This is a genomic window from Streptomyces caelestis (assembly GCF_001279005.1).
Lineage (GTDB): Bacteria > Actinomycetota > Actinomycetes > Streptomycetales > Streptomycetaceae > Streptomyces > Streptomyces heliomycini.
The window spans coordinates 52631-69851 of the sequence record NZ_LGCN01000198.1 but is presented as its reverse complement, the minus strand read 5'-3'; the positions used below and the strand labels follow the sequence as shown (position 1 = coordinate 69851).

The 17221-nt window shown below is 74.8% G+C and carries 16 protein-coding genes and 1 pseudogene; 11 read left to right on the top strand and 6 right to left on the bottom strand.

The features are described 5' to 3' along the window. Nucleotides 1-106: 106 nt before the first annotated feature. Nucleotides 107-337 carry a hypothetical protein gene (locus tag ADK41_RS19910; RefSeq protein ID WP_030832166.1) on the top strand — a complete coding sequence of 77 codons (231 nt, stop codon included), beginning with the start codon at nucleotides 107-109 and terminating at the stop codon, nucleotides 335-337. Between the two features lie 441 nt (nucleotides 338-778). Next, entirely contained in the window at nucleotides 779-1237 is a 459-nt protein-coding gene (locus ADK41_RS19905; protein WP_030832164.1) for a cyclic nucleotide-binding domain-containing protein, read from the top strand. Nucleotides 1238-1295: 58 nt separating this feature from the next. Here ADK41_RS19905 and ADK41_RS19900 read toward each other — a convergent pair whose 3' ends face one another. Continuing rightward, nucleotides 1296-1913, bottom strand: a complete 618-nt coding sequence (locus ADK41_RS19900) for a LysE/ArgO family amino acid transporter (protein WP_030832161.1) — start codon at nucleotides 1911-1913, stop codon at nucleotides 1296-1298. A gap of 70 nt (nucleotides 1914-1983) precedes the next feature. On the opposite strand from ADK41_RS19900, the gene ADK41_RS19895 reads away from it, so the two are divergent. Beyond that, nucleotides 1984-2880, top strand: coding sequence for a LysR family transcriptional regulator ArgP (locus tag ADK41_RS19895; RefSeq protein ID WP_030832158.1), 897 nt, complete (start codon nucleotides 1984-1986; stop codon nucleotides 2878-2880). 157 nt (nucleotides 2881-3037) lie between these two features. Here the strand turns inward: ADK41_RS19895 and ADK41_RS19890 are convergent, their stop codons facing one another. After that, nucleotides 3038-3766: a TetR/AcrR family transcriptional regulator gene (locus ADK41_RS19890; RefSeq protein ID WP_030832155.1), complete on the bottom strand. Its 729-nt coding sequence runs from the start codon at nucleotides 3764-3766 to the stop codon at nucleotides 3038-3040. A gap of 133 nt (nucleotides 3767-3899) precedes the next feature. Here ADK41_RS19890 and ADK41_RS19885 point away from each other — a divergent pair, with 133 nt between their 5' ends. The 3 genes from ADK41_RS19885 (at nucleotide 3900) to ADK41_RS19875 (ending at nucleotide 5929) form a co-directional block, all read left to right on the top strand. Beyond that, nucleotides 3900-5120, top strand: a complete 1221-nt coding sequence (locus ADK41_RS19885) for a saccharopine dehydrogenase family protein (RefSeq protein WP_030832151.1) — start codon at nucleotides 3900-3902, stop codon at nucleotides 5118-5120. Between the two features lie 111 nt (nucleotides 5121-5231). Next, the gene (locus tag ADK41_RS19880) at nucleotides 5232-5483 is read left to right on the top strand and encodes a WhiB family transcriptional regulator (protein ID WP_030832148.1); all 252 of its coding nucleotides are present in this window, start codon (nucleotides 5232-5234) and stop codon (nucleotides 5481-5483) included. A 95-nt stretch (nucleotides 5484-5578) separates the two neighbouring features. After that, complete coding sequence (locus ADK41_RS19875) at nucleotides 5579-5929, top strand: DUF488 domain-containing protein (protein WP_030832145.1); 351 nt, start codon at nucleotides 5579-5581, stop codon at nucleotides 5927-5929. Between the two features lie 17 nt (nucleotides 5930-5946). Here ADK41_RS19875 and ADK41_RS19870 read toward each other — a convergent pair whose 3' ends face one another. Together ADK41_RS19870 and ADK41_RS19865 are read right to left on the bottom strand one after the other, a co-directional pair. Next, nucleotides 5947-7620, bottom strand: coding sequence for an FAD-binding dehydrogenase (locus tag ADK41_RS19870; RefSeq protein WP_030832142.1), 1674 nt, complete (start codon nucleotides 7618-7620; stop codon nucleotides 5947-5949). 18 nt (nucleotides 7621-7638) lie between these two features. After that, a complete protein-coding gene (locus ADK41_RS19865) occupies nucleotides 7639-8247 on the bottom strand; it encodes a TetR/AcrR family transcriptional regulator (RefSeq protein ID WP_030832140.1) in 609 nt (202 codons plus the stop codon). Between the two features lie 172 nt (nucleotides 8248-8419). Here ADK41_RS19865 and ADK41_RS19860 point away from each other — a divergent pair, with 172 nt between their 5' ends. The 3 genes from ADK41_RS19860 to ADK41_RS19850 are packed head-to-tail and all read left to right on the top strand — an operon-like array spanning nucleotide 8420 to nucleotide 11729. Beyond that, entirely contained in the window at nucleotides 8420-9643 is a 1224-nt protein-coding gene (locus ADK41_RS19860) for an acyltransferase family protein (protein ID WP_030832139.1), read from the top strand. A gap of 59 nt (nucleotides 9644-9702) precedes the next feature. Then, complete coding sequence (locus ADK41_RS19855; RefSeq protein WP_030832138.1) at nucleotides 9703-10455, top strand: MBL fold metallo-hydrolase; 753 nt, start codon at nucleotides 9703-9705, stop codon at nucleotides 10453-10455. Nucleotides 10456-10496: 41 nt separating this feature from the next. Continuing rightward, nucleotides 10497-11729 carry a DUF4032 domain-containing protein gene (locus tag ADK41_RS19850; protein ID WP_030832136.1) on the top strand — a complete coding sequence of 411 codons (1233 nt, stop codon included), beginning with the start codon at nucleotides 10497-10499 and terminating at the stop codon, nucleotides 11727-11729. A 19-nt stretch (nucleotides 11730-11748) separates the two neighbouring features. On the opposite strand, the gene ADK41_RS19845 is transcribed toward ADK41_RS19850, so the two are convergent. Continuing rightward, nucleotides 11749-12621 (bottom strand): universal stress protein, encoded by an 873-nt coding sequence (locus tag ADK41_RS19845; RefSeq protein ID WP_030832133.1) that lies wholly within the window; start codon nucleotides 12619-12621, stop codon nucleotides 11749-11751. A 510-nt stretch (nucleotides 12622-13131) separates the two neighbouring features. On the opposite strand from ADK41_RS19845, the gene ADK41_RS19840 reads away from it, so the two are divergent. Further along, nucleotides 13132-14103 carry a threonine/serine dehydratase gene (locus ADK41_RS19840; RefSeq protein ID WP_030832130.1) on the top strand — a complete coding sequence of 324 codons (972 nt, stop codon included), beginning with the start codon at nucleotides 13132-13134 and terminating at the stop codon, nucleotides 14101-14103. Between the two features lie 66 nt (nucleotides 14104-14169). Beyond that, nucleotides 14170-15773 (top strand): annotated as a pseudogene (locus ADK41_RS39540) (serine/threonine-protein kinase). Here the strand turns inward: ADK41_RS39540 and ADK41_RS19825 are convergent. Further along, nucleotides 15744-17216, bottom strand: coding sequence for a serine hydrolase domain-containing protein (locus ADK41_RS19825; protein WP_030832127.1), 1473 nt, complete (start codon nucleotides 17214-17216; stop codon nucleotides 15744-15746). The pseudogene ADK41_RS39540 and the gene ADK41_RS19825 overlap by 30 nt on opposite strands. Between the last annotated feature and the right edge of the window lie 5 nt (nucleotides 17217-17221).

Genomic DNA, 17221 nt, shown 5'->3' with positions numbered 1-17221 from the left:
CCCTTTTCGGCTCACCTGTCCCGGTACCGGCAAACCTCCCGTTCGTTCTCCGCACACCTGTCGCCCTGCCTGTCGTCCGATCGGCGCACGGGGGTACGCGGACGGTATGACCGACGTGGTGGATTCGGACGAACTGATGCGGCGCATCCAGCGGGCACGGGCCTGCGCGGCGCAGGAGGAGCGGGCCTGGCGGGCCCGGGGCGAGGAACTGGGGCGGGCGGGCACCGGCGATCCCGGAGCGGCGCGCGACGCCGAGGTGCGCGGGGTGGCCTACGGGGTGGTGCTGCGGGTGCTGGACGAGATCCTGACGCCGGGCAGGCACGCGGCGGAGGGCTGAACCGGAGGGCGGGCCCAGCGGGTTGGCGTCGGCCGGCCCCGGGCACCCGGGGCGCATGACGGTCGGTCACGGCCGGGGCCGGCCGCGGGCATGCACCTGCCGGACCCGTCGGATCCCGGGCTGGACACGGTCCGGGTGGTGGACGAGCGCGCCGGCTGAGACCAGTGAAACAGGTCACCCGCCCCGATTGCTTGAGCGCCGTCGGAATGGTTTATCGTTCATTCATACGTGGTGGCGGAGTCGCCCCCCGTCCTCCGGACACCACCGCTTGCGGCCCTGGCTGGCTTCCCCCGTCCAGCCAGGGCTTTTTCCTGCCCGGCCGGGGCCGGCGCACAGGAACCGGACTTCTCGTGTCCGCCGAGGTGCCCCGAACGGCCGCAGCGGCTGAAATGAACGTAGGGAAAGCACCGGAACCGAATGCCCGGCGAGGAGCCCCGCGCCATGACCAAAGCGATCAAACTCCTGACCGCCCTTCCCCCGCCGCAGCGCGAGCGCCTGATGGCACTGGCGCGGGAGGTGTCCTTCCCCGAGGACACCCGGATCTTCGAGTCGGGGGGCGTCGCCGACCGGTTCTGGGTGATCCGCTCCGGCGCGGTCTCGCTGGACCAGCGGGTGAACGACCTGCGCCGGGTGACCGTCGCCGGCCTCGGCACGGGTGATCTGCTGGGCTGGTCCTGGCTGTTCCCGCCCCACCGGTGGGACTTCGGCGCCGTGGCCTTCAGCCCGGTGCGCGCCTACGAGTTCGACGCGGCGGCCGTGCTCCGGCTCTGCGAGGAGGACCCGCCGCTCGGGATGGCCCTGGTGCGCAGTGTCGCCGAGGTGCTCGCCCACCGGCTGGAGACGACGCGCGGCCAGTTGATGGAGCAGTACACGATGCACCGGCGCAGCGGGGCGCTGTAGAGCGGCCCCGCGCCCGGTGCGCAGCGGCGCGGGCGCCGCGGCGCACCGGGCGGCGGCGTCAGGCTCCGGCGATCAGCGTGAGACCGAGGACGATCATGGTGGCGGCGACCAGGCCGTCCAGGACACGCCAGGCGGTGGGCCGGGACAGGAAGCGGCTCAGCAGGCGGGCGCCGAAGCCGAGCGCCGCGAACCAGCAGACGCTGGCCAGTACCGCGCCCAGACCGAAGGTCCAGCGCAGCGGGCCGTGATCGGCGGCGACCGAGCCCAGCAGGAACACCGTGTCGAGGTAGACGTGCGGGTTGAGCCAGGTCATCGCGAGGCAGGTGAGCACGGCGCGGCGCCGTGAGGTCGCCGCCTCGCCCTCCGTCTCCAGTCCGGCGGCGGCCGGGCGCAGCACCCGGCGGGCGGCCAGGGCGCCGTAGCCGAGCAGGAACGCGCCGCCGATCCAGCCGACCGCCGTCAGCGCGCCGGGCCAGGCCACGACCACCGCGCCGACCCCGCCGACCCCGAGGGCGATGAGCGCCGCGTCGGACAGGGCGCAGATGCCGACGACGGCGAGTACCGCGTCACGGCGGACGCCCTGGCGCAGGACGAAGGCGTTCTGGGCGCCGATGGCGACGATGAGGGAGAGGCCGGTGCCGAATCCGGCGGCGGCGGTGGTGAGGGCGCTGGTCATGCGAAGGACGCTACGGGCGGGAGGGCCCTGCAGTACAGCTAAGGATTCTTACGTACCCTTAGCTGCCGTGATGACGGATCTTCCGCTGGACCAGGTACGGACCCTGCTCGCCGTGGTGGACGAGGGGACGTTCGACGCGGCGGCGGCCGCGCTGCACGTCACGCCCTCGGCGGTGAGCCAGCGGGTGAAGGCGCTGGAGCAGCGCACGGGGCGGGTGCTGCTGCTGCGCACCAAACCGGTGCGGCCGACCGAGTCGGGCGAGGTGCTGGTCAGGCTCGCCCGGCAGGTGGGCAGGCTGGAACGGGACGCGTACGCCGAGCTGGGGCTGAGCGGGGCCGGGGAGCCGACCCGGGTGTCGGTGGCGGTGAACGCGGACTCGCTGGCGACCTGGTTCCTGGGGGCCCTCACCCGCCTGCCGGCCGATTCGCGGCTCCGTTTCGAGCTGCGCCGGGAGGACGAGGCCCATACGGCGGCGCTGCTGCGGGAGGGGACGGTGATGGCCGCGGTGACCTCGTCGCCGGACGCGGTGCCGGGCTGCTCCGTGCGGCATCTGGGGCGGATGCGCTACCTCCCGGTGGCGGACCCGGAGTTCGCCGTACGGCATCTCGCGGGACCGCTGCGGGAGGCGCTGCCCGGGGCGCCCGTGGTGGTGTTCGACCGGAAGGACGACTTCCAGGACGGCTTCGTGCGCCGGCTCACGCGCGGGCACGCCGAGGCGAGCGCGCTGCGCCACTACGTGCCGACCTCGGAGGGCTTCGTCGAGGCCGTCGCCGCGGGCCTGGGCTGGGGCATGGTCCCCGAGGCCCAGGCCGACCCCCTGCTCCGGACCGGCCGCCTCACGGTGTTCGCCCCGGACCGGGAGGTCGACGTCTCCCTGTACTGGCAGCAGTGGAAGCTGGACTCCCCCGCGCTGGCGGCGGTGGCCGGCGCGGTCACGGAAGCGGCGGCGCGGGCCCTGCGGCGCTAGGGAGCGCCGTTCGGGTCCCGCCGGGGTCGCGGGCCCCGGCACCGCTCCCCCACGCCCGGCTCCTCCCCCACTCCCGGCTTCGCTCGAGCGGGGGCCCCTGCGCGGGAGGGGCCCCACCGCCGCGTCGTCGCCGGTTGCCGGGGCTGCGGGGCGCCGCTCACCGGAGTCGGCCCGATCCGGACGACACCCCCTGGGCCAGGACGTTCCCGGCGCTCTCCAGGAGCATGTCCAGGGCCGTCGGGTAGGCGCTGGTGACCATGCGGGTGGCCAGCAGGGGCGCGGCCTCGGCGATGCGGGGGTGGGTGGCGGCGGGCAGGCGGGCGTAGGTGGAGCGCCACATCTCCTCGTCGGCGCGGCGCGCGGCGCCGGGCAGCGCCAGGGAAGCGGCGTCGAGGGCGGCGAAGGCCAGTGTGGTGTCGATGAAGGCGTGGTAGACGCGGACCGTCTCCGGCAGCGGGAAGCCCGCGGTGCGCAGCACGTCCAGCACCGCCTCGTCGGCCGCCAGTTCGTTCGCCCGGCCGGAGACCCGGCTCGCCGTGAGGACGGCGGCCTGCGGGTGCGACACATAGGCGGCGTGGATGCGCAGCCCGACGGCCCGCAGGTCGGCGCGCCACCGTCCCGTGGGGCGCCAGCCGTGCAGCGCCCGGCCGATCAGCGCGTCCCCGATGGCGAGGGTCAGCTCGTCCATGCCGCGGAAGTAGCGGTAGAGGGTGCTCGGATCGCAGTCCAGGGCGAGGCCGAGCCGGCGGGCGGTCAGGCCCGCGCCGCCGTGCTCGCGCAGCAGGCGGAGCGCCGTCTCGACGATCAGCGTCTCGGACAGCACCCGGCCGCTCTTCGTCGGCCTGCGGCGCCGTCGCCGCTCCTCGGGGACCACGCGTTTCGGCATCACCGTCTCCTCGCGTTCTTATGCCAACGCCATTGACCTTATGTCGTCGTGAGGCGTTGTATCTCCGCCCGGGGCCCCGTGCACACACCCCGGATCCAGGAGGATCCACGAGGCAGAAAGGGAGTGCTCCATCATGCGTGTACTGCTCGTGGGAGCCGGCGGCGTGGGGACCGCCGTCACCCGGATCGCGGCCCGGCGGCCGTTCTTCGACCGGATGGTCGTCGCCGACCACGACCCCGCCCGGGCCGAGGCGGCGGTCGCCGCGCTCGGTGCGGAGGGCGCCCGGTTCCACGCCGAGCGGGTGGACGCCGGCGACGAGGACGGGGTGACCGCGCTGCTCGCACGGCACGGTTGCGACGTCCTGCTCAACGCCACCGACCCGCGGTTCGTGATGCCGCTGTTCCGCGCCGCGCGCCGCGCCGGCGCCACCTATGTCGACATGGCGATGTCGCTGTCCCGGCCGCACGCCGAGCGGCCGTACGAGGAGTGCGGGGTCAAGCTCGGCGACGAGCAGTTCGCGCGGTCCGGGGAGTGGGCGCGGTCCGGTGCGCTGGCCCTGGTCGGCATGGGGGTGGAGCCGGGGCTCTCGGACGTGTTCGCCCGGTACGCCGCCGACGAGCTCTTCGACGTGATCGAGGAGATCGGCGTCCGCGACGGCGCGAACCTCACGGTGGACGGCTACGACTTCGCGCCGTCCTTCAGCATCTGGACCACCATCGAGGAGTGCCTCAACCCGCCCGTGGTCTACGAGAGGGACCGCGGCTGGTTCACCACCGAACCCTTCAGCGAACCGGAGGTGTTCGACTTCCCCGAGGGCATCGGCCCGGTGGAGTGCGTGAACGTCGAGCACGAGGAGGTGCTGCTCGTCCCGCGCTGGGTCGACGCCCGCCGGGTGACCTTCAAGTACGGCCTGGGCCGCGAGTTCATCGACACGCTCAGGACGCTGCGCCTGCTGGGACTGGACCGCACCGAGCCGGTGACCGTGCCCGGCCCGCAGGGCCCGGTGCGGGTCTCCCCCAGGGACGTGGTGGCCGCCTGTCTGCCCGACCCGGCGACGCTGGGCGGGCGGATGCACGGCAAGACCTGCGCCGGCACCTGGGTGCGGGGCGTGAAGGACGGGGCGCCGCGCGAGGTGTACCTGTACCACGTGGTCGACAACCAGTGGTCCATGGCCGAGTACGGCTGCCAGGCCGTGGTGTGGCAGACCGCCGTCAATCCCGTCGTCGCCCTCGAACTGCTGGCCACCGGCGCCTGGTCGGGCACGGGCGTGCTCGGTCCGGAGGCGTTCCCCGCGGGACCGTTCCTGGAGCTGCTGACCGCGTACGGCTCGCCCTGGGGGCTGCGCGAACAATGACCGCTCGCACGGCGTCACGTTGTTTCACCGCCCGTCGACAGGTCACCCGAAAGGAGCAAGGCGCCCATAAGGGCGTCTGTCCGTACCCAGACCGATCGCAGGTGACTCTCGATGGACAACTGGCGCAGCCGTGCGGCCTGCAGGACCGAGGACCCCGACCTCTTCTTCCCGATCGGCACCACCGGCCCCGCCCTGATGCAGACGGAACAGGCCAAGGCCGTGTGCCGACGCTGCCCCGTGCAGGAGCAGTGCCTTCAGTGGGCGCTGGACACGGGGCAGTCCCTCGGGGTGTGGGGCGGTACGAGCGAGACGGAACGCCGCGCCCTGAAGCGCCGCATCGCCGCCCGGCGCTCCTCCGGCTAGCCGCGGGAGCGTCCGGCCGGGTCGCCGGAGCCCCGCGCGGGGCGTTCGGCGGCCGGTGCGGCGCGGTGGTCCACGTCACCGGAAGGGACCGAACCATGAGCGTGCGTGTGCGCCGTGTCTACGAACCGCCCGAGCCGGACGACGGCGTCCGGGTCCTGGTCGACCGGCTGTGGCCGCGCGGTCTGGCGAAGGACGCGGCGCGGGTGGACGAGTGGCCCAAGGGGCTGACCCCCTCCGCGGAACTGCGCCGCTGGTACCACGCCGCCGACCGGCCGTACGAGGAGTTCCGCGAGCGCTACGAGGCGGAACTCTCCGCTCCGGAGGCCGCCGGACTCCTGGACCACGTCCGTGAGCTCGCCGGGAGCGGCCCGGTCACCCTGCTGACCGCCGCCAGGAGCCCTGGGACCGGTCACGCGGCGGTGCTGGCCCGCCTCCTGGAGGACTGAGGGGCGGGCCGCGTGCCCTACGCCGTCTGTGCGGCCGCCGCCCGTCCGGCCGCCCGGCCGGAGAAGAGGCAGCCGCCGAGGAAGGTGCCCTCCAGGGCGTTGTAGCCGTGGAGACCGCCGCCGCCGAAGCCCGCCACCTCGCCGGCCGCGTACAGCCCCTCGACCGGCCGGCCGTCGGCGCCCAGCGCGCGGGAGTCCAGGTCGGTCTGGATCCCGCCGAGGGTCTTGCGGGTGAGGACGTGCAGCTTGACGCCGATCAGCGGGCCGGCCGCGGGGTCGAGGATGCGGTGCGGGGTGGCGACGCGGCCGAGGCGGTCGCCGATGTAGCGGCGGGCGTTGCGGATGCCCTGCACCTGGGCGTCCTTGCTGTACGCGTTGTCCATCTGCAGGTCGCGGGCCTCGATCTGACGGCGTACGGCGGCCGCGTCGAGCAGGGGTTCGTCGGTGAGGGCGTTCATCTTCTCGACGAGCTGCTCGACGGTCGGGGCGGTCACGAAGTCGGCGCCCTTGCGCAGGAACGCGTCCACCGGCCCGGGGGCGCCCTTGCCGAGCAGGCGGGTGCGCAGGAAGCCGGCCCGGTCCTTGGCGGTGATGTCGGGGTTCTGCTCGGAGCCCGAGAGGGCGAACTCCTTCTCGATGATCTTCTGGGTGAGGACGAACCAGGAGTGGTCGTGGCGGGCGATGTCGCCGGTGGTGCGCAGGTGCTTCAGCGTGCCGAGGGTGTCGTAGCCGGGCAGACAGGGGTCGGGCAGACGGCGGCCGAGGGCGTCGAACCACATCGAGGACGGCCCGGGCAGGATGCGGATGCCGTGTCCGGGCCAGACCGGGTCCCAGTTCCGCAGTCCCTCGGTGTAGTGCCACATGCGGTCCCGGTTGACCAGGCGCACGCCCGCGCGGGCGCTGATGTCGAGCATCCGCCCGTCGACGTAGGCCGGCACTCCGGTGACCATCGCGCGGGGCGGGGTGCCCAGCCGCTCGGGCCAGTGGCGCCGGACCATGTCGTGGTCGGCGCCGATGCCGCCGCTGGTGACGATCACGGCCTGGGCGGTGAGTTCGAACTCGCCGATCCTCTCGCGGCTGGAGGCGACCCCGCGCGGTGCGTCGTCCTCGGCCAGCACGGTGCCGCGCACCCCGCGCGCGGTGCCGTCCTCGACGACGAGTTCGTCGACCCGGTGGCGGTGGTGGAAGGTGAGCAGTCCGTCGCCCACGGCCCGCCGGGCGTACCGGACGAAGGGGGCGACGACGCCGGTCCCGGTGCCCCAGGCGATGTGGAAGCGGGGCACGGTGTTGCCGTGACCGTCCGCGCGGAGGTCGCCGCGCTCGGCCCAGCCGACCGTGGGCAGGAAGGTGATGCCGTGGCCGTCCAGCCAGGACCGCTTCTCCCCCGCCGCCCACTCGACGTAGGCCCTCGCCCAGCGCACCGCCCAGCTGTCCTCGTCGTCGAGCCGGTCGAAGCCCGCGCTGCCCCGCCAGTCGTTCCAGGCGAGGTCGAAGGTGTCCTTGACGCCCAGGCGCCGCTGCTCCGGCGAGCCGACGAGGAACAGCCCGCCGAAGGACCAGAAGGCCTGGCCGCCGAGGTTGGCGGCGTTCTCCTGGTCGACCAGGGCGACCCTGCGGCCCCTGGCGGTCAGCTCGTGGGCCGCGACGAGGCCCGCGAGTCCCGCTCCGACGACGATGACGTCGGCATCCATGGCGACCGTCCCTTCCTGTTATCCGGTGAGCAGCGCGGTCAGCAGTTGCTTCAGCCAGGCCCGGGCGCCCGCGACGTCCCGGTCCAGCAGCAGGCGGGTGGTGACGCCGTCGTAGGCGGCGATCACGGCGTGCGCGGCGCCCTCGGCGTCGCCGAGCACGGCGGGCAGCCCGGTGTGGCCGCGGGCCCGGGCGAGCCGGTCCGCGACGGCCCTGCGCAACCGCGTCCGGTGCTCCAGCAGGGCGCGCGCCACCTCCGGGTCGCGGGCGGCGTGCACCAGGAAGTCGGTCTTCACCAGCAGCCAGTCGCGGTCGAGGAGCAGGACCTCGGTGACGCGGTCCACTGCGGCGGGCACGTCGAGGTCGGGTCCGTCCTGGGCGAGGGCCCCGGCGACCTGCTCGGCGATCAGTTCGGCGCGCCGCGTGTACAGGGCGAAGAACAGTTCGTCCAGGCCGGCGAAGTTGGAGTAGAAGGCGCCCCTGGTGTACCCGGCTGCCTCGCAGACCTCCTCGATCGAGACGTGTCCGAAGCCCTTGGCGGCGAAGACGGAGAACGCGGCTTCGAGCAGGTTCGCGCGCGTGCGCAGACGGCGCCCGGTGACGCGCCCCGCCCTGCCGCCCGCCGTCATGGCCGCCCCTCCGTTCGATTCGATACGGGAACGTATCCGATGCACCGGTGTATCGGAAGGCCCGGGAGCGGCGGAGTTCGCGCCACGGTCCCGCCGGGTCCGACGCGCCGGAAGCCTGTCCTCCCCGCCCCCGCTCCCCCACACTGGGCCGCACCCGGACGGGGAGGGGCCGATGGGCGCGGACACGGGGCGAGTGGAGCGGGCCGGCCGGCGCGGCGAACTGGACGTGCTGCGCGCCCTGGTCGTCGTCGGGCTGGTCTTCTTCCACGCCGCCCTCGTCTTCTCCCCGGACGACGACTTCTACGTCAAGAACGCGGAGACGACGGACGCCGTCACCGTCCTCGCCGGGTTCGGCGTGGTGTGGGCCATGCCCGTGCTGTTCCTCGTCGCCGGTCTCGGCGCCCGGCACTCGATCCGCCGCCGGGGGCCCGGCGGGTTCGCCCGGGAACGGCTGCTGCGCCTGGGCGTCCCGCTGGTCTTCGCGACGGTCGTGCTGTGCCCCCTCCCCCAGTGGCTGCGGCTGCGCGCCGCCGACCCCGGGTACGACGAGCCGTACGGGCGGTTCTGGGCGCGCTTCCTGTCCGTGCGGCCGGACCCCGCCGACTTCCCCTTCGTCCTGGAGGGCGATCACTTCGAGACCGGGCACCTGTGGTTCGTCGTCCTGCTGCTCGCCTTCTGCCTGCTGCTCGCCCCGGTCGCCGCCCGGCTGGCGGCCGGGGCCGACCGCGTGGCGCCGGCGCTGCGACGGCGGCCGGCGCTGCTCCTGCTGCCCGCCCTGCCGCTCGCCGCCGTCAACGCGCTGCTGGGCATGGAGGAGGGTTACGCGGGCTGGAACCGCTGGGCCTACCTGCTCTTCTTCGGGTACGGCTTCGCCCTCGCGGACGACGAGCGGGTCCGCGAGCCCATGCGCCGCGCGGCGGTCCCCGTGGGCGTGCTGGGTGTGGTGCTGTTCGCCGGGACCGCGCCCGGTTTCGTCGCCGGGGACGAACCGTTCACCGCGTGGACCCCGTCCGCGCTGGCGACCCGGGCGCTGTTCGGGGCGGCCGGCTGGTGCTGGACGGTCGCGGTCCTCGGCCTGCTGGACCGGCCGGGGCGCCCGCGCGCGGGCGCCGGCCGGAGCGGGGTCCTGGCCTACCTCTCCCCCGCCGCCCTGCCGCTGTACGTGCTGCACCAGCCGGTCGTGGTCGCCTGCGCCTACGGCGTGGTCGGACGGTCCGCGCCCATGGCCGTCACGTACGCGGTGATCGTGGCCGCCTCGCTGACGGCGGTCCTCGCGCTGTACGAGTACGGGGTGCGCAGGTGGGCGGTGACCCGGTTCCTGTTCGGGATGCGTCCGGGCGCGCTCGTCGTGGACACGCCGCCACGGCCGGGCCCGCCGCCCGCGTCCGCGCCGTGATCTGCTTTCCTTCTCCCGTCCGGCAGGAACGGCCCGAACGACTGGAACGCGGAACGACCATGCGAGCAACCGTCCGGCACGTCGCGGAGGGCACCTACCTGGTGCACGGGACGAACACCAACTGGGTGATCCTGACCGAGGGGGACGCCGTCACGCTGATCGACACCGGCTACCCCGGCGACCGCGAGGGGCTGCTCGCCTCCCTGGCCGAGGTGGGGAGTCCGCCGGAGTCGGTGACGGCCGTGCTGATCACGCACGCCCACAGCGATCACCTGGGATCCGCCCAGTACCTGAGCGCCGCGTACGGCACCCCCGTCTACACCCATGAGGCCGAAGTCCCGCACGCCCGGCGGGACTTCCTGCACCAGGTGACCATCGGGCAGGTGTTGCGCAACGGCTGGCGGCCGGGCGTGCTGCCCTGGGCGGCGCACGCCCTGCGCTCCGGCGGGACGGCGGACGTGGCGGTCACCGCGCCCGAGGCGTTCCCGCAGTCCGGTCCCGGTCCGCTCGACCTGCCGGGCCGGCCCGTGCCCGTGCACACGCCCGGCCACACCGCCGGGCACTGCGCGTTCCACTTCCCGCACACCGGGGTGGTGGTGTCGGGCGACGCCCTGGTGAGCGGCCATCCCACCTCGCGGACCCGGGGACCGCAGATGCTGACGGACATGTTCCACCACGAGCGGGCCACCGCCGTCGCCTCGCTGGACGTCCTGGCCGAACTGGACGGCGGCCTGCTGCTGCCCGGGCACGGCCCGCTGCACGAGGGGCCCGTACGGGACGCCGCCCGGCTGGCGCGGGAACGCGCGCAATAGGGTGAGGTGACGACCGCCCACGAGACGAGGACACCCCCGCCATGGCACTGCAGATCAACGCCACCAACCCGGAGCATCCCGCGCTCCTGTTGGAACTGCCGTGGCACCTGCCGCTGGAGGAGTGGCCGAAGGAGTACCTGGTGCCGCTGCCGCGCGGCATCTCCCGGCACGTGGTGCGCTACGCGCGCGCCGGCGACGAGGTGATCGCGGTGAAGGAGCTCGCCCGGCGGCCCGCGCTGCGCGAGTACGAACTGCTGCGCGACCTGGACCGGATCGGCATCCCGGCGGTGGACCCGCTCGCCGTGGTCACCGGCCGCACCGACCCCGCCGGGGAACCGCTGGAGAGCGTCCTGATCACCCGTCACCTCGGCGGCTCCATGCCGTACCGGTCGATGTTCGAGACGACGCTGCGCCCGGCGACCATGCACCGGCTGATGGACGCGCTCGCCGTGCTCCTGGTGCGGCTGCACCTGGCCGGGTTCGCGTGGGGCGACTGCTCTCTGTCCAACACGCTGTTCCGGCGCGACGCGGGCGCCTACGCCGCCTACCTGGTGGACGCCGAGACCGGGGACCTGCACCCGGAACTGAGCGTCGGCCAGCGCGAGTACGACCTCGATCTCGCGCGGGTCAACATCAGCGGCGAGCTGCTCGACCTGGAGGCGTCCGGGGCGCTGCACCCCTCCGTCGACCCGATCGAGTTCGGCACCGAGATCTGCGCCCGTTACCAGGGCCTGTGGCAGGAGCTGACCCGCACCTCCGTCTACCCGGCGGGAAAGCACCACTACATCGAGCGCCGCATCCGCCGGCTGAACGACCTCGGTTTCGACGTGGCCGAGATGCAGATCGAGCACGCCTCCAACGGCGACACGGTCACCTTCGTGCCCAAGGTCGTCGACGCCGGCCACCACCAGCGGCAGCTGCTGCGCCTGACCGGCCTGGACGCCGAGGAGAACCAGGCCAGGCGGCTGCTGAACGACCTGGAGAGCTGGATGGCCACCCAGGACGACTACGCCCCCGGCGACCCCCTCGGCGCCCGCCCGGAGGTCCTCGCCCACCGCTGGGTGCGCGAGGTCTTCCGGCCCACCGTGCGGTCCGTGCCGCCGGAGCTGCGCGGCCCGATGGACGCCGCGGAGATCTACCACGAACTCCTGGAGCACCGCTGGTACCTGTCCGAGCGGGCGCAGCACGACATCGGCCTCGACACGGCCGTCGAGGACTACATCAGGAACATCCTGCCGAAGGCGCGGGAGACGCTCCAGCCGACGGCCGACTGACCCGGGCGGCCCCGCCGCGTCAGGCCGGCGGCACCACCGCCACCGGGCAGTCCGCGTGGTGCAGGACGCCGTAGGCCACCGAGCCGATCCGGGCGCCCACGGCCGTTCGGTGGGCGCGGCGGCCGACCACCATCAGCTGGGCGGCGCCCGCCACCGACAGCAGCACCTGTCCGGCGCTGCCCATCTCGACGTGCTCGACCACGTGCACGTCGGGGTAGCGCTCCCGCCACGGCGCGAGGGCCGCCGCCAGCGCCTTCCGCTCGTACGGCTCCAGACCGCCGGCCTCGTCGAGGAGCTGGAGCGAGGCGGGACTGTAGGCGAACACCGGCGGCAGGGTCCAGGCCCGTACGGCGCGCACCGTGGCCCCGCGCCGGGCCGCGGTCTCGAAGGCGAGACCGAGCGCGGCGGCGCTGTCCTGCGGGTCGCCCTGCTGGCCGACCACGATCTCGTGCCCGGCGACCTCGTTCGACGCCTGGTCCCCGGCCCGTACGAACACCACCGGCCGCTCGGCGTCGACGATCACCTGCTGGCCGACCGAGCCGACCAGGAAGCCCACGATCCGCCCGTGGCCGCGCGAGCCGAGCACCAGCATCTCCGCGTCCGCGGCGACACCGCTCAGCGTCCGCACGGCGTCGCCCTCCAGGACGTCCGTCGTCACGGTGAGGCCGGGGTGGTGTTCGCCGACGGCGCGGACCGCCTCCTCCACCGACGCGCGGACCCACTGCTCCTGCGTCGCCCGGTCGCCCGTGTCCACCGCGTCGTGCGCCTCGAACCGCCAGGCGTGCACCACCCTGAGCGGCAGCCCCCGGCGGACCGCCTCCCGCGCCGCCCAGGCCAGCGCGGCGAGGCTCTCCTCGGTTCCGTCGATCCCTGCCGTGATCGGGCGCGTCATGCGGTTCCCTCCCGTGTCGTATCCGAATTCGCGCGGTCCAGTCTTCCCTACGCCGCCGCCCCGGCCGCACGCGGTCGCGCCGCGCGGGGATCTCACTCCTCCCCGAGCGGTCCGCCGCGCTCGGGCACACGGGGGACGGGACCGGTGCGGTGGCCCCGACCGGACCGGGACCTGCGCGCCGGGGACCCGACCGCACCACGGGGGGACGTGGGGCGCGGGCCGCCGAAGCGGCGCGGACCGCGATCACGGCCGTGGACGACGATCCGGACGTCTCCCGCGCCGTGGCCCGGGACCTCGGACGGCGCCACGGTCGGCGTCGTGCCGGATCTGCGCGGGGCCGGCGAGGCCGTGCGGCTGACGCCGCGGGGTGAGGGGTACGTCGTCGTCCGGCCCGAAGAGGCGACCTTGCGGAAGGCACGGCGGCACTGAGCGTTGTTGACCCCGGCCGCCGCGCGGGTCAGGGTGGGCCACGGCGCGGATCACCACCCCCGGGCCGGAGAGGTGACAGTCGTGATCGGGATCGCCGACATCGAGACCGCGGCCGGGCGGATCGCCGGACACGTGGTGCGGACCCCGACCGTGCCGAGCCCCGGGCTGTCGGCGCTGCTGGGCGTCCCGGTCACGGCGAAGCTGGAGCTGCTGCAGCGCACCGGTTCGTTCAAGGTGCGGGGCGCGGCGGCGAAGCTGCTGTCGCTGGGCGAGGCCGAGCGGGCCGCCGGGGTCGTGGCGGTGAGCGGCGGCAACCACGGGATCGCCCTCGCGGTGACGGCCGCGGCCCTCGACGTGAAGGCCACGGTGGTGATGCCGCGTTCGGCGCCCGTGCGGGCGGTGGAGATCGCGGAGTCCGCGGGCGCCTCGGTGCGGGTGACCGACGACATGGACGGCGCGTTCGCGCTCATGACGCGGCTCCAGCAGGAGGGGCTGACCCTGGTCCATCCGTTCGACGACCCGGTGGTGATCGCCGGGCAGGGCACGGTGGGCCTGGAGTTCGCCGAGGACGCCGAGGACCTCACGGACGTCCTGGTGAGCATCGGGGGCGGCGGACTGATCGCCGGGGTCGCGGCGGCGCTGCGGGCGCGGCGGCCCGGGGTGCGGGTCTGGGGCGTGGAGACCGAGGGCGCGCAGGCGATGTCCGAGGCGCTGGCGGCGGGCGGCCCGGTGCCGGTGCGGCTGACGTCGATCGTCTCCACGCTCAGCGCCCCGGCCGTGTCCCCGCTGACGTACGAGCATGTGTCGGAGCTGGTCGCCGAGGTGCTGGTGGTGCCGGACCGGGAGGCGGTGCGGGGCTCGCTGGAGCTCGCGGACCACGCCAAGGTGTGGGCCGAACCGGCCGCCGGCTGTCTGCTGCCGGCCGCGCGGCGGGTGCTGGAGCGGGTCGGCGAGGGGGCCCGGCTCGGTCTCGTGGTGTGCGGCGGCAACGCCACCACCGGCGACATGATCGCCTGGACGGAGCACTTTGGGCTTCGCCGAACCTCCCGTTGAACGGATCCCGCCCGCTCTCCGTATCACCCGGGGAAGCGGGATCCAGCGGTTCGACGAGGGATGGCCATGGGCAGGGCGCACGTCTCCGCGGACCGGACGGTCGCCGGACGGTACCGGCTGGTCGAGATCACGCACCGTGAGACCAACCGTGTCCGCTGGTACGCCGACGACCTGCGGACCGGCCGCCCCTGCCTGGTCACGCGGATCGGCCTCCCGCAGGACGCGGGCGACACCGCCGGACGCGCGCCCTCCCGGGTCCTGCGGGCCGCCGAGCGCATGGACCGGCTGTGCCCCGGCCGGATCGCCGCCGTCGTCGACGCCGTCGAGGCGTTTGGCTCCCTGTGGACCGTCACCGCGTGGATCGACGGCGCCCCGCTCGACGAGGTCCTCGCCGAGGAGGGCGCGTTCGGCCACGTGCGGGCCGCGCGCGTCGCGCTGGAGCTGCTCGACGTGCTGGACGCCGCGCACGCCCGGGGCGTCACGCACGGGGAGCTCAGCCCCGGCCAGGTGTTCCTGCGCGAGGGCGGTCCGGCCGTCGTCACCGGGTACGGCCTGGCCGGCGCGGTGTCGGCGTCCCGGCTCACGGCACCGTCGTACGCCTCCCCGGAACAGGCCCGGGGCGAGTGGATCGGGCCCGCCGCGGACCTGTGGGCGCTGGGCGCGGTCCTCTCCACGATGCTGGAGGGGCGTCCGCCGTTCCGGGACCGCGGGCGGCCCGAGGCCACGCTGAAGGGCGTGGAGCGGCTGCCGCCGCGCACACCGGTACGGGCGGGCCCGCTCACGCAGGTCGTCCAGGGGCTGCTGCGCAAGGACCCGCGGGAGCGGCTGACCCGCCAGGTGGTGCGCGAGGCGCTCACCCGTGTGCTGCGGGAGGACCCGGGCGCCGTCCCCTCGGCGGCGCCGGGCCCCCGGCCGCACGGCGGGGCCGCCGGCGCCGTGCGGCACGCGGGCCGGGGGCGGGGCGGGCGGACGACGCTCTTCGGCACCGCGCTGGCCGTCGCCACGGTGACGGCCGCCGTGCTCGCCGCGACGCAGGGACTGCCGGGCGTCGGCGACGGATCCGCCGCCGACGCGCCACCGGCCTCCGCGTCCGGGCCGGCCGGTTCCGGCGCGCCGGACGGGCCCGGTGACCGGGACACGCCCGCCCCGCCGTCCCCGCCCCGTCCTCCTCTCCGTCTCCGTCGGACGGCGCGGACGGTCTCCCGCCCGGCTACCGGACCCACCACGCCCCGGAGGGCTTCTCCGTCGCGCTGCCCGAGGGCTGGGAGCGGCTGGACACCTCGCGCGGCGCCGACCGGGGCTACCGCGTCACCTTCGGCGCCGACGGGGACCCGCGCACGCTCGCCGTCACCTACGGCACGCGTGTGGGGTCGGACGCGGTGGCCGTGTGGCGCGACGACGTGGAGCCGCGCCTGGAGCGGTCCGAAGACGGCTACGAGCGGGTCGGCGGGATCCGGGCGACGACGTACCAGGGGCGCGAGGCCGCCGACATGGAGTGGTACGCCACCGTCGACGGCACGCGGGTGCGCACCTTCGGCCGCGGCTTCCTCCTGGGCGGCGGGCGGGGCTTCTCGCTGCGCTGGACGACCCCGGCCGCCGACCGGGAGGAACCCGCGAGCCGGGAGGCCCTGCGGACCTTCCTACGGACGTTTCGGCCCGCCGCGGACTGAACCGCGCGGGGCGCCCAGTCTGCGCAGGGGCCGCTCGTCCAGCGGGCGGGTGAGCCAGCGGGCGGTGAAGGTCCGGGCGGTGAGGGAGCAGGTGACCCGCAGGCGGTGCGGCGTCTCCAGGAACACCAGGTCCACGGCGAGGGTGTCGCCGTCGGCCCAGCCGCCGCTCACGGCGGTGGGGACGGGCTTCTCGGCGGTCGTCCAGCCCTGCCCGCCGGAGAACCGTGCGTCGAACCGTTCCCCGGCGTCGGTGAGGCCCAGGGTCCAGCCGCCACCGGCGTCCGCCGTGACCTCGGCCGCGGTCAGCTTCGGCCGGTCGGCGCAGATCCCGCCCTCCGGGGTGAACGCGGCGCCGGACCAGTCCCCGGCCCGCTCCGGCGGTACGGGGCCGCCCCCGGCCGGGGACAGGGCGAGTCGTTCGAGGCGCTCGCGCAGGGCGGTGTCCGCGGCCTGGCGGCCGGTCAGCGGTTCGGGACGGAAGGCCGGCAGGAGGTGCCGCCAGATCAGGTCGAGGTAGTCCTGCGTCCGCTCGGTCGCCGTCGTCACGGCGATCACCGCGTCGTGCTCGGGCAGCACGAGGCAGAACTGCCCGTAGGCCCCGTCGCCCCGGAATCCGTGCCGGGAGATCCAGAACTGGTACCCGTAGCCGCGGTTCGAGTCCGGCCGGTCCTCCACCCCCGTGACTCCGCCGGTCGGTATGTGCGGGTGCGAGGCGCGGGCGGCCCATCCCTCGGGCAGCAGCCGTTCGCCCTGCCGGACCCCGTCGTCCAGGTAGAGCTGGCCGAGCCGCGCGACGGCGTCGGTGGCGGCGTGCAGTCCGCTGAAGCCGATCTCGCGGCCGGTGCGGTCCCGCTGCCACAGCGCCTCGTCGATGCCCAGCGGGTCGAACAGCCGGGGCCGCAGGTACTCGGTGAGCGTCTGCCCGGTGACCCGCTGCACGATCGCGCCGAGGGTGTAGGTGCACGGCTGGTTGTAGGCGAAGACGGTGCCCGGGTCGCGCTGCGGCGGCTGGAGCAGGAATCCGCGCACCGGCTCGGCGGGGTCGGCGCCGAACGCCGCGTCGACGGTCTCGTCCTCGTGGCCGCTGGCCATGGACGCCACGTGCCGGACCAGCATCGCCCGGCTGCGCGGGTCGGTGATGTCGGCCTCGAACTCCGGGAAGTACGACAGCACCGGGGCGTCGAAGTCGAGCAGTCCCTCGGCCTCGGCGAGGGCGGCGGCGGTCGCGGTGAAGCTCTTGCTGAGCGAGTACAGCAGGTGCGGGCGCCGCGCGGTGTACGGCGCCCACCAGCCGGCGGCCACGAGGTGTCCGTGGCGCAGGATCATCAGGCTGTGCGGCTCGATCTCCGGGACCGCTTCGAGGGCGTCGAGGAGGGCGTGGACGCCCAAGGCGTCGACGCCCTGGGCAGCGGGCTCGGCGGTGGGGAGCGGGTGGGCTGTCATGGCAG